16 protein-coding genes and 1 tRNA gene are annotated in these 15368 nt (G+C 73.9%); 8 read left to right on the top strand and 9 right to left on the bottom strand.

Features of this window, described 5'->3' with window-relative positions; all coding sequences use genetic code 11:
* The first annotated feature begins 119 nt into the window (after positions 1-119).
* On the top strand, positions 120-716 hold the full coding sequence (locus EES41_RS14125) for a histidine phosphatase family protein (protein WP_123078526.1): 597 nt from the start codon (positions 120-122) through the stop codon (positions 714-716).
* A 38-nt stretch (positions 717-754) separates the two neighbouring features.
* Here EES41_RS14125 and EES41_RS14120 read toward each other — a convergent pair whose 3' ends face one another.
* Positions 755-2047 carry a tetratricopeptide repeat protein gene (locus EES41_RS14120; RefSeq protein ID WP_123078524.1) on the bottom strand — a complete coding sequence of 431 codons (1293 nt, stop codon included), beginning with the start codon at positions 2045-2047 and terminating at the stop codon, positions 755-757.
* 296 nt (positions 2048-2343) lie between these two features.
* Between EES41_RS14120 and EES41_RS14115 the strand changes: the two genes are divergently transcribed.
* The gene (locus EES41_RS14115; RefSeq protein ID WP_063781057.1) at positions 2344-2793 is read left to right on the top strand and encodes a hypothetical protein; all 450 of its coding nucleotides are present in this window, start codon (positions 2344-2346) and stop codon (positions 2791-2793) included.
* Between the two features lie 34 nt (positions 2794-2827).
* Positions 2828-3721, top strand: coding sequence for a spermidine synthase (locus EES41_RS14110; protein WP_123082446.1), 894 nt, complete (start codon positions 2828-2830; stop codon positions 3719-3721).
* A 49-nt stretch (positions 3722-3770) separates the two neighbouring features.
* Here the strand turns inward: EES41_RS14110 and EES41_RS14105 are convergent, their stop codons facing one another.
* Positions 3771-4334, bottom strand: coding sequence for a hypothetical protein (locus tag EES41_RS14105; RefSeq protein WP_123078522.1), 564 nt, complete (start codon positions 4332-4334; stop codon positions 3771-3773).
* Positions 4335-4412: 78 nt separating this feature from the next.
* Between EES41_RS14105 and EES41_RS14100 the strand changes: the two genes are divergently transcribed.
* The 4 genes from EES41_RS14100 to EES41_RS14085 all read left to right on the top strand — a co-directional run bounded on the left by EES41_RS14100 (position 4413) and on the right by EES41_RS14085 (position 7419).
* Positions 4413-5102: a response regulator transcription factor gene (locus EES41_RS14100; RefSeq protein ID WP_174261686.1), complete on the top strand. Its 690-nt coding sequence runs from the start codon at positions 4413-4415 to the stop codon at positions 5100-5102.
* A 7-nt stretch (positions 5103-5109) separates the two neighbouring features.
* On the top strand, positions 5110-6489 hold the full coding sequence (locus EES41_RS14095) for a HAMP domain-containing sensor histidine kinase (protein ID WP_073799367.1): 1380 nt from the start codon (positions 5110-5112) through the stop codon (positions 6487-6489).
* 67 nt (positions 6490-6556) lie between these two features.
* Positions 6557-6721 (top strand): DUF5993 family protein, encoded by a 165-nt coding sequence (locus EES41_RS14090; protein ID WP_250568795.1) that lies wholly within the window; start codon positions 6557-6559, stop codon positions 6719-6721.
* Positions 6721-7419, top strand: coding sequence for a disulfide bond formation protein B (locus EES41_RS14085; RefSeq protein ID WP_254211436.1), 699 nt, complete (start codon positions 6721-6723; stop codon positions 7417-7419). The genes EES41_RS14090 and EES41_RS14085 overlap by 1 nt, the downstream gene beginning before the upstream one ends.
* A 60-nt stretch (positions 7420-7479) precedes the next feature.
* Here the strand turns inward: EES41_RS14085 and EES41_RS14080 are convergent, their stop codons facing one another.
* From EES41_RS14080 to EES41_RS14065, 4 genes are read right to left on the bottom strand one after another with little or no spacing between them, the layout of a single operon-like run.
* Entirely contained in the window at positions 7480-8832 is a 1353-nt protein-coding gene (locus EES41_RS14080) for a GH1 family beta-glucosidase (RefSeq protein ID WP_123078517.1), read from the bottom strand.
* Positions 8829-9653, bottom strand: a complete 825-nt coding sequence (locus EES41_RS14075; RefSeq protein WP_164495831.1) for a carbohydrate ABC transporter permease — start codon at positions 9651-9653, stop codon at positions 8829-8831. Before EES41_RS14075 ends, EES41_RS14080 begins: the two co-directional genes overlap by 4 nt.
* Positions 9650-10633: a carbohydrate ABC transporter permease gene (locus EES41_RS14070; RefSeq protein WP_123078515.1), complete on the bottom strand. Its 984-nt coding sequence runs from the start codon at positions 10631-10633 to the stop codon at positions 9650-9652. Before EES41_RS14070 ends, EES41_RS14075 begins: the two co-directional genes overlap by 4 nt.
* Positions 10634-10649: 16 nt before the next feature.
* Positions 10650-11999, bottom strand: coding sequence for an extracellular solute-binding protein (locus EES41_RS14065; protein ID WP_123078513.1), 1350 nt, complete (start codon positions 11997-11999; stop codon positions 10650-10652).
* A 103-nt stretch (positions 12000-12102) separates the two neighbouring features.
* Between EES41_RS14065 and EES41_RS14060 the strand changes: the two genes are divergently transcribed.
* Positions 12103-13128, top strand: coding sequence for a LacI family DNA-binding transcriptional regulator (locus tag EES41_RS14060; RefSeq protein ID WP_123078511.1), 1026 nt, complete (start codon positions 12103-12105; stop codon positions 13126-13128).
* 101 nt (positions 13129-13229) lie between these two features.
* Here the strand turns inward: EES41_RS14060 and EES41_RS14055 are convergent.
* From EES41_RS14055 to EES41_RS14045, 3 genes are all read right to left on the bottom strand, one after another.
* Positions 13230-13302 (bottom strand) — tRNA-His (locus EES41_RS14055).
* 107 nt (positions 13303-13409) lie between these two features.
* Complete coding sequence (gene orn, locus EES41_RS14050) at positions 13410-14012, bottom strand: oligoribonuclease (protein ID WP_008741573.1); 603 nt, start codon at positions 14010-14012, stop codon at positions 13410-13412.
* Positions 14013-14152: 140 nt separating this feature from the next.
* Entirely contained in the window at positions 14153-15322 is a 1170-nt protein-coding gene (locus EES41_RS14045; protein WP_123078509.1) for a helix-turn-helix domain-containing protein, read from the bottom strand.
* Positions 15323-15368 lie beyond the last annotated feature (46 nt).

Here is a 15368-nt window from a genome sequence, read left to right as displayed (position 1 = left end):
GGGCCGGGAGGAGTTGCCCGGTGTTCGTGTGTTGGATGATGGACGGACGACGGAATGGCAGGGAAAGCACCCCATCTGCGCGAATCCGTACGCATCCATACGGACCGGGAGAAATTCATATGGCCCCCCGCATCCTGCTGGCCCGCCACGGCCAGACGGCGTGGTCCCAGCTCGGCAAGCACACCGGGCGCACCGACGTGCCCCTGCTGGAGGAGGGCCGGCGGGGCGCGAAGCTGCTCGGCGAGCGGCTGGCGCGGGATCCGTGGCGGGGCCTGCCCGGGGTCGAGGTCCGCACCAGCCCGCTGGTGCGGGCGAGCGAGAGCTGCGAGCTCGCCGGGTTCGGCGTCCGGGCCGATCCCTGGGACGCGCTGATGGAGTGGGACTACGGCGACTACGAGGGCATGACCCCGGCCGAGATCCAGGCGGTCCGCCCCGGCTGGCTGATCTGGCGCGACGGGGTCCCCGGCGGGGAGTCCGTCGCCGACGTCGGGGCCCGGGCGGACGAGGTCGTCGGCTGGGCCCGCGCGGCCGAGCGCGACGTCCTGGTCTTCGCCCACGGCCACATCCTGCGCACCCTGGCCGCCCGCTGGCTCGGCTTCGACGTCTCCTTCGGCGCGCGCATCAGGCTGGAGCCGACCTCCCTGTCGGTGCTCGGCTGGGCGTACGGGGCCCCCGCGCTGGAGCGCTGGAACGACACGGGCCACCTCGACGCCTGACCGGCCGCCCCGCCCGGCGGCGGGCTCGCGGGGTGTGGTCAGGCCGAGGCGTGGCGGTTCAGGAACGCGCCCACGCGCGGGGAGCGCTGGTGCGGGACCAGGGTCTGGGCCGTGGCCGACAGCATCGACCGGACCCGGGTGGACTGCACCTCGGTGAGCAGGTCCAGGACCCGCCCGCCCGCCCAGGCCGCCTCGTCGGGGGCGCCCGCGTGGGCCAGGTCGTCGGCCAGCTCGGCGGTGTAGAGGGCCACGTTCCGCGCGAAGTGCGGGTCCTGGAGGTCGGCCGCGCGGCGGGCGTGCCGGGCCGCGCGGGCGTGCTCGCCGAGCGTCGCCCAGCACCGCGCCTCCAGAAACTCCAGTTCGGCCTCGCCGAAGAAGGACATCCACTCCGGGTCCGCCCCCGCCTCGCCCCGGGAGAACTCCGTGTGCGCCCGGGACAGCGCCTCCTCGCAGGCCTTGCGGTCGCCCAGCCCCGCCCAGCCGCCGGCCTCCCGGAGCGCGAGCAGCGACAGCAGCCTCGGGGAGCCCAGTGAGCGGGCCGCGCGCCGGCCCGCCTGGGCGGCGCGGACGGACTCGCGGGAGCGCCCGCAGTCCCGCGCCAGGAACGCCATGTTGCTGAAGGCGTGCGCCTCCAGGCCCGCGTCCCCCGCGACCCGGGCGGTGGCCAGCGCCTCGGCGTAGTGGGAGCGGGCGTCGTCGAAGCGGCCCGAGTCGTGTGCCAGCCAGCCCACCGATACGGCCAGTTCGCCCGCGCCGGAGTGCAACCGGTCCTCGGTGGACTGCCGGGTGGCCCCGGCGTCGAGCAACGCGTAGGCGGTGCGCAGGGGTTCGGCGGCCCGCCGGTAGAGCGCGTCGGCCCCGTGCCGGTCGTCCAGCAGCCGGATCTGGCGTACGGCGTCCTCGACCGCCGCGGCCTCGGACTCGCCGGCGCGGGAGGGGACGCGGCGGCCGTCGCCGAGCAGGGTGAGGCCCAGCGTGGCGGCGGCCACGGTCGCGGAGCCGCCCGCCATGAACGCGCGACGCAGCACGTCGCTCTCCTTGGGGGTGAGGGGGGTGCGCTGCGCCAGCCGGCCGCGGACGGCCTCGCGCGGGGAGAAGCCCAGGTCGGCGAGGGTCCGGCCGGGGAACATGTGGAGGAAGACCCGCTCGTAGGCGTAGTTGGGGCAGCGGATCTCGCCGGACTCGACCCGGCCGATGTAACGGGCGTCGCAGGAAACCGTTTCGCCGATCTCACGGGCCGCCCGTCGCACCACGGCCGCGAACTCGGCCGGGGAGCGGTCTCCGCGCATTCGCCGGAAGGTGGAGTTGGGTGAGTGGGGGGACGCCGCCATGGACGTGACCTCTCTGGCAAGGAACGCGCTGCCGGTCATGTGACGTGTGATGCGGGTGCCCGGCGCGCATGAACGTACCGCCAGCGGCCGATCCCGCGCACGGTGTTTGGCTACAAAACGGATATCTCACCCACGATCCGCCATGAACTGCCATCCTTTGCGGCATCCTTCCGCCGCACCCGTTGACGATGTGGCGCGTTGAACCCGTGCGGAGTGGGAGGCGGCTCCCGGGTCTCCGGCGCAGGCTCCTGCACGCGTATGCGGATCGAGGAGGGATTCCCTTGGTGGAGGCCGGCATGGCGAGCACTGGAACGAACACCGCGCCCGAGCCCGGAGCGGGCACCCCGCTGCTGGTGGCGGCGCCGGACCTGGTCACCGTCCCCGCCCGCCAGGGGCTGGAGGCGGTGGACATCATCCGCCGCACCGCCGCGCACGCCACCGCGGGCGTCGGCGTCGGCCCCGTGCTGCACGACGGCTCGGGCGACACCCTCGGCTTCCTCGTCCCGCCCGGCACCGCGGACGCCTGGGACCTGCCGGGCAGCGCCTGTACGCAGACCAACGGGCGCGGCATGCGCTTCGGCGACGTCGAGGTCGTGGTCGACGCCGGCGCCGCCTCGCCCACGGCGGGCTGTACGGGCTGGCTGCTCCCGCCCGAGGCCGTCGGTCCGGTCACCGACCCCGAGGTGCTGCGCGCGGCGCTCGGCGAGGCGGCCCGGCTGATCGAGGCCGCCGACAACTGCCGCTGACGCCCGCGCCGCCCCGGCCCGTCACAATGGGGTGGTGGCAGGCAAGGGCGGCAAGGGCAGCAAGGGCAAGGGCGAGGCACCGCGCGGACGCGGCGCCGCCGAGGCGGTCGTCGGGCAGGTGGCCGGCGGCCGGGCCGAGCTGGCGCCCGACCGGGAGCGCGGCAACGCCTGGACGCTGCTGATCGACGGGGCCCCGCAGTCACACGTCGACCTGGACGACCCCGGGTACCTGGACTTCGCGTACCAGCGCCGGATCGGGCACCTGATCGACCTCGTCGCGCCCGCCCGGCAGCCCCTGAACGTGGTGCACCTGGGCGGCGGCGCCTTCACCCTCGCCCGCTACACGGCGGCCGCCCGGCCCCGCTCCACCCAGCAGGTGGTGGAGATCGACGCCGGGCTGGTGGCCTTCGTACGGGAACACCTGCCGCTGGACCCGCAGGCGCGGGTCCGGGTCCGCGCGGTGGACGCGCGGGCGGGCCTCGCCAAGATCCCGGACGGCTGGGCGGACCTGGTGATCGCGGACGTGTTCAGCGGGGCGCGGACCCCGGCGCACCTGACGAGCACCGAGTTCCTGGACGACGTACGCCGTGCCCTCGCGCCCACCGGGTGGTACGTGGCCAACCTGGCGGACGGTCCGCCGCTGACGCACCTGAGGGGCCAGATCGCCACGGCCGCGTCCCGGTTCGGGCACCTGGCGGTCGCGGCCGACCCGGTGGTGTGGCGGGGGAAACGCTTCGGCAACGCGGTGCTGGTGGCCGCCGACCGGGAGCTCCCGGTCGCCGACTTCACCCGTCGGGTGGCGAGCGACCCGCACCCCGGGCGGGTCGAGCACGGCCGCGCCCTCGCGGACTTCGCGGGCGGGGCGGCCCCGGTCGCCGACGCCTCGGCGGTGGCCTCGCCGGAGCCGCCGCCCTCGGTGTTCCGGTAGGGGGTGCGGGAGCGTCCCCGGGGAGCGCGCGCGGCCGCGGACCGGCGGATCAGGGGTCGACGATCTCCACGGTCGGCGCGTGGTCGTGCCAGGTGCAGAACACCGACACCTCCCGGCCGTCCCGGGTGAAGGTGACCCGGATCCAGAAGTCCTGCTTCCACACCTGTATGCGCCAGCCGGCCGCCGGGGTCGCGGAGACCAGCTCGGCCGAGGTGTCCCCGAGGTCGAACACGACCCGCCCGCCCGAGACGGTGTACCCCTTCACGTCCCCCGCGGCGGGATCCTCCGGCTGCCTGCCCTGGTACCCGGCCGACGGCTTCCGCGAGGACTTCGCCGGGGCGGGCGAGGAGGCGGAGGGGCTGCCGCCGGAGGCCGAGGCCGAAGCCGAGGCGGCGGGGGAGGCCGGCGGGGACGGCGAAGCGGAAGGCGAAGGGGAATCCGGCGGTTCCGACCCCTGCGTCGAGGACGACAGCGGACGCGTCGTCAGCGGAACCGCGAGCGGAGGATCGTAGGCGGTACCGGACATGACGGTGTGCACACCCCACCACGACAGCGTCACCGCCGCCGAGGTCGCCAGTGTCCAGGCCATGGCATGGAGAAGTCCTCTTCGCATCGGGGGACATACTGCACCACCCGCCCCAGTGGTGGCCCGACACCCCGCGCGGTCCCTCACATGGACTACGGTGCCGCCATGGCAAGTGTGCTCGTGGTCGAGGACGACCAGTTCGTACGTTCCGCCCTGATCCGGCACCTGACCGAGGCCTCCCACACCGTGCGGAGCGTCGGCACGGCCCTGGAGGCGCTCCGCGAAGTCGCCCACCACCGCTTCGACGTGGTCATCCTCGACCTCGGACTCCCCGACCTGGACGGCTCCGAGGCGCTGAAGATGCTGCGCGGCATCACCGACGTACCGGTGATCATCGCGACCGCCCGCGACGACGAGGCCGAGATCGTCCGGCTGCTCAACGACGGCGCCGACGACTACCTCACCAAGCCGTTCTCCGTCGAGCACCTCTCCGCCCGGATGGCGGCCGTACTGCGCCGCGCCCGCTCCGCCGCCGGGGCCGAACCGCCCTCGCGGGTGCTGCGCGTCGGCGGGCTGGCGATCGACCCGCTGCGCCGTCAGGCCGAGCTGGACGGGGCCGTACTGGACCTCACGCGGCGGGAGTTCGACCTGCTGGCGTTCCTCGCCGGGCGGCCCGGGGTGGTCGTGGCCCGGCGCGAGCTGCTCGCCGAGGTCTGGCAGCAGTCGTACGGCGACGACCAGACCATCGACGTCCACCTGTCCTGGCTGCGCCGCAAGCTCGGCGAGACCGCCGCCCGCCCCCGCTACCTGCACACGCTGCGGGGTGTGGGGGTCAAGCTGGAGCCGCCGCTGTGAGCCGCGGATGAGATGGGCCCTGGTCAAGGTGTGCCTCGCGGTCACCGCGATGGTGGTCGTGGCCTTCGCCGTGCCCCTCGGGCTGGTGGTCCAGGAGATGGCCAGCGACCGGGCCTTCTCCAACGCCGAGCGGCAGGCCGCCACGATGGGGCCGACCCTGTCCATCACCACCGACCCCCTCCAGCTGCGCAAGGCGGTGGAGTCCACGCAGATGGGCGCCGCCCGGAGGATGGCCGTCCACCTGCCGCCCGTGGGCGACGACGCGGCCGCGGACATCGGCAAGGGCTGGGCGGGCGAGCACGCGGTGGCCGAGACCCGCAGGATCGGGCGGGCCACCACCGCCCGCGTGGCGGGCGGGGGTTCGGCGCTGCTCCAGCCGACCGCGCTCGGCTCCGGGGACATCGCGGTGATCGAGATCTATGTGCCGGAGAGCGAGGTCAGCAATGGCGTCGCGACCGCCTGGGTGGTCCTCGCGGGCGTCGGCCTGGCCCTGATCGTGGGCTCGGTGGCGGTCGCGGACCGGCTCGGCGCCCGCCTGGTGCGGCCGGCGGAGCGGCTCGCGGACGCCGCGCACCAGCTGGGGGAGGGGAGGCTCGGGGCGCGCGTGCCCGAGGACGGCCCCAAGGAACTCCGCTCGGCGGCCGTCGCGTTCAACTCGATGGCGGACCAGGTGGTGGAACTCCTGGCCAACGAGCGGGAGCTGGCCGCCGACCTGTCGCACCGGCTGCGGACGCCGCTGACGGTGCTGCGGCTCAACACGGCCTCGCTCGGAGACGGCCCGGCCGCCGAGCAGACCCGGGCGGCGGTGGAGCAGCTGGAACGGGAGGTCGACACGATCATCCGTACCGCCCGCGAACAGCGCTCGCCCGCCGCGGCCGCCGGCGTGGCCGGGTGCGACGCCTCCGAGGTGATCCGCGACCGGATGGCCTTCTGGTCGGCGCTCGCGGAGGACGAGGGCCGCGAGGTGCGGCTCGCGGGCGTGGACCGTCCCGTACGGATACCCGTGGCCCGGCCGGAGCTCGCGGCCGCGCTGGACGCGATGCTCGGCAACGTCTTCCGGCACACCCCCGAGACGACCCCGTTCGCGGTGGACGTGCACGACGCGGGGGACGCGGTCATCGTCCTCGTCTCGGACGCGGGCCCCGGGATCGCCGACCCCGACGCCGCCCTGCGCCGGGGCAACGACGGCGGCCGCGACGGCTCGACGGGGCTCGGCCTGGACATCGTCCGCCGCGTCGCGGAGTCGACGGGCGGCGACGTACGGCTCGGCCGGTCCGTGCTCGGCGGGACCGAGGTCCGGGTGTGGATCGCCCTGGACGCCCGCGCCCGGGGCGGCCCGGACGGCGCCCGGGTCCGCCGCGGCCGCCGCAAGCGGCGGGGCAACTGATCTAACCGGCAGCCGCCGGGGGCGCGCCTCGCCGCCGGTGTCCCTCCCGCTCGGTACGGTCCGCGGCATGGACACCCTGATCTTCGGCGGCCTCCTCGCCACCCTGATCGCGATGTACCGGGAGTCGTCCCGGACCGTCGTGCTCGCTGCCTGGTGGGTCTTGCTCCTCGCCGTGGTCCTGCTGACGGCACATCACGTCACCGGCGGCCTCGCCCTGACCCTGAGCTACTGATGACGGCGACGATGGACAGCCTCCTCCCGGAGGCCCCGCTGGAGGGCGGGCTGCTGGGGCGGGTCCAGTACTGGTTCGCCTGCTTCTTCGTCGTCGGCTGGACGGGGGCCGTCTGCGTCGGGCTGTTCCGCCAGTTCGGGCTCGGCGAGGTCCCGTGCGCGCTCTGCCTCGTGCAGCGGATGTTCATGGTGCTGGCGGCGCTCGGCGCGTGCCACGTCATCCGCACGGCGCTGACGTACGGGGCGGTGACCGGCCGGGACTACATGACGGGCTGGGGGCTGGCGCTCGTCGCCGCCACCGGAGGCTCGTTCGCCTCGTGGCGGCAGACGGCGCTGCACATCCTGCCGGGCGCCAAGGGCTACGGCGGCGAGGTGCTCGGGCTCCACCTGTACGTGTGGGCGTGGATCCTCTTCCAGCTCTCGGTCGCCGCGATCGGCGTCGTGCTCGCCTTCGCCCACTCCACGGCGGACCGGGCGATCCCGACCTCCGGTCCCGGTCCGTACCGGGCGGTGGGACTGTTCGCCCTGTGGTTCCTCGGGGCGGCCGTCGCGCTCAGCCTGGCGGCGGTCTTCCTGGAGCAGGGGTTCCACTGGTTCCTGCCGGACGACCCGGGGCGGTACGAGTTCTTCCACGACCTCGGCGTCCTCGACCAGCCGGCCGCCTCCGGGGCGCCCGTGCCCGGACCGAGGCGGACCTGAGCCCCCGCGCCGGATTCCGGGGCGAGCGGCCCCCGTCCGGGGCGCGGCGCGGCCGGCGGCTCACATGGTGCCGCTCCGGGCCAGGGCCGCGTACCAGTGGGCGCTGGAGCGCGGGGTGCGGGCCTGGGTCTCGTAGTCGACGTGGACGATCCCGAAGCGCTTGCTGTAGCCGTAGGACCACTCGAAGTTGTCCATCAGTGACCAGAGGAAGTAGCCCTCCACCGGGGCGCCGTCGCCCATCGCCCGGTGGACCGCCGCCAGATGGGCCTCCAGGTAGCGGATGCGCAGCGGATCGTGCAGGTCCGGGCCGTACGCCGCCCCGTTCTCGGTGACCAGCAGCGGCAGCCCCGGCGCCTCGCGGGTGAAGCGCATCAGCAGGTCGTACAGCCCGGTCGGATCGATCGACCAGTTCATGTCGGTCAGCTCGCCCGGCGGCTGGTGGAAGGCGACGGATTCCGCGCCCGGCCAGGGCGAACGGCCGCCGGAGCCGTGGCCGTCGGCCCGGGGGCCGTCCGGGGACGCCGAGACGACCGCCGGGGCGTAGTAGTTCACCCCGAGGAACCCGAGCGGCCGGTGGATCAGCGCCGTGTCACCGGGCCGTACGAAGGACCAGTCGGTCAGCGCGGCGGTGTCCGCGAGCAGGTCCTCGGGGTACGCCCCGTGCAGCAGCGGCCCGGTGAAGATCCGGTTCGCGAGCGCGTCGATCCGGCGCCGCGCGTCCAGGTCGGTCGCCCGGCCCGTCAGCGCCCGTACCGCGCTCGGGTTGAGGGCGATCCCGACCCGCGCCGAGGAGGGCAGCACCGAAGCGGCCAGGCCGTGCGCCAGGTTGAGGTGGTGCGCGGCCCGCAGGGAGTCGGCCGGGGAGGTCCGGCCCGGGGCGTGCACCCCGGAGGCGTAGCCGAGGAAGGCGCTGCACCAGGGCTCGTTGAGGGTGGTCCAGAGCGGGACCCGGTCGGCGAGTTTCCCGGCGACCGTCTCCGCGTACGCGGCGAAGGCGTACGCCGTCTCCCGCTCCGGCCAGCCGCCCCCCGCGCCGGAGCCGCCGGCCGGCCCGGTCTCCAGTTCCTGCGGGAGGTCCCAGTGGTAGAGGGTGACGCAGGGCTGGATCCCGTACGCGAGCAGCTCGTCCACGAGCGCGTCGTAGAAGCCGATCCCGCCCGCCAGCACCCGCGGCCAGGAGACCGAGAAGCGGTACGCGCCCAGCCCCAGCTCCGCCATCATCCGGACGTCCTGGCGCCACAGCCGGTGGTGGTCGGCGGCCACGTCACCGGTGTCCCCGCCGTGCACCTTGCCCGGCGTACGGCAGAAGGTGTCCCAGATGCAGGGCCCGCGGCCGGCCGCCGCGCCCTCGATCTGGAAGGCCGCCGTGGCCGTGCCCCAGAGGAACCCCTCCGGGAATGTCCTGTCCGTCATCCCTTGACCGCCCCCTGCATGATGCCGCCCACGATCTGGCGGCCGAAGAGAAGGAACACCAGCAGCAGCGGGAGCGTGCCCAGCAGCGCGCCCGCCATGATCACCGACTGGTCGGGGATGTAGCCCCGGCCCAGTCCCGTCAGGGCCACCTGCACCGTCGGGCTGCCGTTCTGGGTCAGCGCCACGATCGGCCAGAAGAAGTCGTTCCAGGCCATGACGAAGGTCAGCATCCCGAGCACCGCCATCGCGGGCCGGGCCACCGGGAAGACGACGTGCCACACGATCCGCAGCGAACCCGCCCCGTCCGTCCGCGCCGCCTCCACCAGCTCCACCGGCAGGGCCTGCGCCAGGTACTGCCGCATGAAGAACACCCCGAAGGCCGAGACCAGCGTCGGCAGGACCACCGCCTGGAGCCGGTCCGTCCACGACAGTTCGGCGATCAGCATGTACAGCGGGACCACGCTCAGCTGCGGAGGGATCAGCATCGTCCCCACCACCAGCGCCAGCAGCACCCGGCTGCCCCGGAACCGCAGCCGGGCGAACGCGAACCCGGCCAGCGTCGAGAACACCACCGTGCCGGCCGCGACGGTGCCCGCCACGATCACGGTGTTCAGCAGGGCCGTGCCCATGTTCGCGTCGGTCCAGGCGACCGACAGGTTGCGCCCCAGGTTCCCGCCGAACCAGAACGGCGGCGGCGTCCGGGCGAGCCGCGTGCTGTTCCGCGACGCCGCGATCGCCGTCCACACCAGCGGGAAGAGCGACCCGAGGGTGAACACCCCGAGGACCGCGTACGTCAGCCTGCCCGCGCGCAGCGCCCTCATCGCGCCTCCCCCCGCCCCCGCAGCAGCCGGGCGGCGCCCGCGATCAGCAGCAGGATCAGGAACATCGCCCAGGCGATCGCCGAGGCCCGCCCCAGGTGCAGGTTCACCCAGCCCTGCTCGTACAGGTACAGCCCGAGCGTCTGGAACTGGTGGTCGGAGCCGCCCGTCGCGGCCGCCCCGCCGTTGAACAGCAGCGGCTCGCCGAACAGCTGGGTCGCCCCGATCGTCGAGACCACGCAGGTGAAGAAGATCGTCGGCCGGAGCGAGGGCACCGTCACGTGGACGAACTGCCGCCACCGCGAGGCCCCGTCCAGCTCCGCGGACTCGTACAGCTCCGCGGGCACGGCCTGCATGGCCGCCAGGTAGATCAGCGCGTTGTAGCCGGTCCACCGCCACACCACGATCGTCGACACCGCCACCTGCGAGGCCAGCGGGCCGTTCTGCCAGTCCACCGGCCCGACCCCGAGCCCGGACAGCGCCCAGTTGACCATCCCGTAGTCCCGGCCGAAGAGCAGCACGAAGACGAGCGTGGCCGCCGCCACCGAGGTCGCGTACGGGGTGAGCACCGCGACCCGGAAGAAGGCGGAGCCCCGCAGCCGGTAGTTGAGCAGGTGCGCCAGCCCCAGCGCGATCAGCAGCTGCGGCACCGTGGACAGCAGCCCGATGGTGACGGTGTTGCGCAGCGCGTTCCAGAAGAACTCGTCGTCCCACAGCCGGGTGAAGTTCTTCAGCCCCACCCACGTCATCGAATCTGGATCGGTCAGCTCCACCTGGTGCAGCGCCGCCCAGCCCGTGTACAGCAGCGGGAACAGCCCGAAGGCGGCGAAGAACAGGAAGAAGGGCGCCACGAGGGCGTACGGACCGAAGCGCACGTCCCACCGGTAGCGGCGCGAGCGCCACACCTGGCGCCTGCCGCCCCCCTCGCCCTCCCGCGCCGTGCGGGCGGGTGAGGGGGACAGGACGGCCGTCTCGTCAGTCATCCGCGAGCACCGGCCCTCACCGGTCCAGGGCGTTGTCGATCGCCTTCACCGCGGCGTCCCAGCCCTCCTGCGGCGTCCGGCCCTTCTGGTCGACCTGGAGCATTCCGATGTCCGCCAGGTTCTGCGCGATCACCAGGTCCTTCGGGCCGAGCACCGTCACCGGCACGCCCTCGGCGGCCCGCGCGAAGATCTCCCCGATCGGGGCGCCGCCGAAGTAGTCGTGCTTGGCCCCCGACACCGCCGGCAGCCGGTACGCCGCGCTCGCGCTCGGGAAACTCCCGCGCTTCTCGAACAGCTTGGCCTGCTGCGCCGGGGCCGTCAGCCAGGCCGCCAGCTTCGCCGCCTCCTCGGCGTGCTTGCCCGCCTTGGGCACCACCAGGAAGGAGCCGCCCCAGTTGCCCGGCTTCGGCGCCCGCGCCACGTCCCACTTGTCCTTGCCCGCCGGGCCCGCCTTGTCCTGGATGTAGCCGAGCATCCAGGCCGGGCAGGAGACCGTCGCGAACGTCCCGTTGGCGAAGCCCTGGTCCCAGGCCGGGGTGAACTGCTGGAGCTTCGCGCTCAGGCCCTCGGTGGCGAAGGAGGCCGCCAGGTCGAAGGCGCCCCGCACCGCCGGGTTGGTCTTGTAGGCGACCTTGCCCCGCTCGTCGTAGAAGCGCTGCGCGCTGCTGCCGGTGACGGCCGCCATCACGCCCGAGGCGGAGTCCACGAAGGCCTTCCCCCCGCTGGCCTTCGCCTTGTAGGCCTTGCCCGCCTCCAGGTACTTGTTCCAGTCGTCCGCCCACAGCGCGCCGACCGCCGTCCGGTCCGTGGGCAGCCCTGCCGCCTCGAACAGGTCCTTGCGGTAGCAGATCCCCTGCGGGCCTATGTCGGTGCCGAGTGCGACCGTCGCGCCGCCGTTCGCCGCGCTCGCCGTGCCCTGGGCCCACTTCCACGGCAGGTACGCGGCCCGGTCCACGCCGGGGGCCTTGCCGAGGTCGACCAGCTTGTCCGCCTGGGTGGCGGTGATCTCCGCGATGTTGTTGACCTCGACGGCCTGGATGTCGGCGAGCCCGCTGCCGGTGCCCAGGTGGGTCAGGAGCTGCGGGTAGTAGTTCTCGTTCCGCTCGATGGAGGTCTGCTCGATGCGGATGCCGGGGTTCTGCGCCGTGTACTCGTCGTAGAGGCCGGCCTCCTGGAGGCCGAAGGCCCCGAAGACGCCGACGGTGAGGGTGGTCCGGTCCTGGCCGCCGCTCTGGCCGCCCCGCTTCGAGGAGTCGGCCGGGTCCGACGAGCACCCGGTGAGCAGCAGGGCCGCCGCGGCCGCCGCGGCTCCCGCGCTGACGAGGGTTCTTCGGACGTTCGCCTGGACTCGGGCGCTGGCTCGCATGGGCATCCTCCCTGAAAGGACGGAACGTGCCGGGTGTCGTGTGACACAGTGTGGGAGCGCTCCCATTGGCGTCAAGAGGTAGATTCGCACCCGGGAGGAAGTCATGAACGGGCAAGGGCGCAGCGGGGGACGGCCGACCCTGGAGGAGGTGGCGGTCCGGGCGGGAGTCGGACGCGGCACCGTCTCCCGGGTGATCAACGGGTCGTCCAAGGTCAGCGAGCACACCAGGGCCGCCGTCGAGGCCGCCGTCGCCGAGCTCGGGTACGTGCCCAACCGCGCCGCCCGCGCCCTCGCGGCCAACCGCACCGACGCCATCGCCCTCGTCATCCCCGAGCCCGAGGCGCGCTTCTTCGCCGAGCCCTACTTCTCGGACGTGGTCCGGGGCGTCGGCGCCACCCTCGCCGAGACCGACGTCCAGCTCGTCCTCACCCTGGCGGGCAGCGACCGCGAGCGCCGCCGCCTCGCCCAGTACCTCTCCGGGCACCGCGTCGACGGCGTGCTGCTGGTCTCCGTACACGCCGGGGACCCGCTGCCGGAGCTGCTGGCCGAGCTCGGCATCCCCGCCGTGATCAGCGGCCGCCGCTCCGCCGACGAGGCGCTGCCCTGCGTGGACTCCGACAACCTGGCGGGCGCCGCCGAGGCCGTACGCCACCTCCTGGGCCGGGGCCGCCGCGCCATCGCCACGATCACCGGCCCGCTGGACGTCTACGGGGCCCAGTGCCGCCTGGACGGCTACCGGCAGGCCCTCGCCGCGGCCGGGCAGCCCGTGGCCGAGGCGCTGATCGCCGTCGCGGACTTCACCGAGGAAGGCGGCCGGCTGGCCATGCGCGAGCTGTTGGAGCGCCGCCCCGGGCTCGACGCGGTGTTCGCCGCCTCCGACGTGATGGCGGCGGGCGCCCGCCGCGAGCTGCGCGCGGCCGGCCGCCGGATACCGGACGACGTGGCGCTCGTCGGCTTCGACGACTCGGTGGTGGCCCGGCACATGGACCCGCCGCTGACCAGCGTCCGCCAGCCGATCGAGGAGATGGGCCGCACCATGGCCCGGGTGCTGCTGGAGCGGATCGCGGGGGAGGCCCCGGAGCACTCGATCGTGCTCCCGACCGAGCTGGTGGTCCGGGAGTCCTCGTAGGCCCCCGGCCCGGTACGCGCGGGAGGCTCCGGTACGTGCGGGAGGCCCGGCTACACGCAGAAGGCCCCGGTCCGCTTTCGCGGGCCGGGGCCTTCTCGCAGGGTGAGTGACGGGACTTGAACCCGCGGCCACCTGGACCACAACCAGGTGCTCTACCAACTGAGCTACACCCACCATGTCCGGTCGGAAAACCGACCGGCCGAAGAAAAGGGTACAGGGTCCGGGAGGGTGCTCGCTCCCCCCTTCCCCGCGCCCGTTTCCGCGCTGTCGGAAGGGGGGTCCTACTCGGCGGGCACCACGTGCTTCGCGGCGATGCTCCGCGCGGTGTCCGAGTCCGGACCGGGCTGCGGTACGAAGACGGCCTCCCGGTAGTAGCGCAGCTCGGCGATGGACTCCTTGATGTCCGCGAGCGCCCGGTGGTTGCCGTTCTTCGGCGGGCTGTTGAAGTACGCCCGCGGGTACCAGCGGCGGGCCAGCTCCTTGACCGAGGACACGTCCACGATCCGGTAGTGCAGGTACCCCTCCAGCGCCGCCATGTCGCGCAGCAGGAAGCCGCGGTCGGTGCCGACCGAGTTCCCGCACAGCGGGGCCTTGCCGGGCTCCTTCACGTGTTCCCGTACGTACGCCAGGACCTGTGCCTCGGCATCCGCGAGGGTGGTCCCGCCGGCCAGCTCGTCGAGCAGGCCGGAGGCGGTGTGCATCGCGCGCACCACGTCGGGCATGGTTTCCAGGGCCGTGTCCGGCGGGCGGATCACGATGTCCACGCCTTCGCCGAGCACGTTGAGCTCCGAGTCGGTGACCAGTGCGGCCACCTCGATAAGTGCGTCGTCCGTCAACGAGAGCCCGGTCATCTCGCAGTCGATCCACACCATGCGATCGTTCATGCGTCCCACCTTATGCGGTACCTCGCGGATCGTGGCGGGCCCGCGGCGCGATCAGGGGGGTCCGTCCCCGCACGCGAAGGTCCCCCCACCGGAGACGGCCGATGGGGGGACCTCACGTCGGGCGGTGCCCGCGGCGGGCGTTACGCGTGCTCGCGCAGCACCCGGCCCGGGGCGTACAGCTCCGTCACCGAGGGACCGGCGGCGGCCAGGGCCGCCGCGGCCCGCTGGGGCTGCGGAGTGCGCTGGTGCGGAAGCGGACCCGACGAGATGTCCGAAACCTGCGCCGTGTCGGTCTGCGGCCGGCGCGCCCGGTAGGCGGAGCGGTAGGCGGCCGGGGAGGACCCCAGCTGCCGCCGGAAGTGCCCGCGCAGCGCGACCGGCGAGCGGAACCCGCAGCGTCCGGCGACCTCGTCGACCGAGTAGTCGGAGGTCTCCAGCAGCCGCTGTGCCTGGAGCACCCGCTGGGTGATCAGCCACTGGAGCGGCGCGCTGCCGGTCAGCGAGCGGAACCGCCGGTCGAAGGTGCGCCTGCTCATGTAGGCGCGCGCCGCCAGCGTCTCCACGTCGAACTGCTCGTGGAGGTGTTCCAGCGCCCAGGCGACGACCTCGGCCAGCGGGTCGGCGCCGATCTCCTCCGGCAGCGACCGGTCGAGGTAGCGCTCCTGGCCGCCCGTGCGGCGCGGCGGCACGACCAGCCGGCGGGCCAGGGCTCCGGCCGCCTCGCTGCCGTGGTCCGTGCGCACGATGTGCAGGCACAGGTCGATTCCGGCCGCGGTGCCCGCGGACGTCAGCACGTCGCCGTCGTCGACGAACAGCTCGCGCGGATCGACATGGACGGACGGGTACCGCTTGGCCAGCGTCGGCGCGTACATCCAGTGCGTCGTCGCGGGCCGCCCGTCCAGCAGACCGGCGGCGGCGAGCACGAAGGCCCCCGTGCACAGTCCGACGATCCGGGCCCCCTCCTCGTGCGCCTGGCGCAGCGCGTCGAGCGCCTCCGGCGGCGGCGGTGAGGTGATGGAGCGCCAGGCCGGAACGACGACGGTCCCTGCCCGGGCGATCGCCTCCAGCCCGTACGGCGCGGTCAGTTCGAGTCCGCCGGTGGTCCGCAGCGGACCGTCCTCCCCGGCGCACACGAGCAGTCGGTAGCGTGGAACTCCCGCGTCCTGCCGGTCAATGCCGAACACGGAGAGTGGAATGGAACTCTCGAAGATCGGTCCGCCGCTGAACAGCAGCACCGCGACGATCTCCCTGCGGCGACGCCCCGCGAGTTTCCGACCCGCGTCCACGACGACGGTGGAATCCTGGCTCATGGCGCTAAGCCCCCCTTGGGTGTCGCGACTCCTTGGTCTGGTCGCA

This window comes from Streptomyces sp. ADI95-16, assembly GCF_003721495.1.
Lineage (GTDB): Bacteria > Actinomycetota > Actinomycetes > Streptomycetales > Streptomycetaceae > Streptomyces > Streptomyces goshikiensis.
Note: the sequence above shows the minus strand (reverse complement) of the source record. Positions and strands in the feature narration are given on the sequence as shown.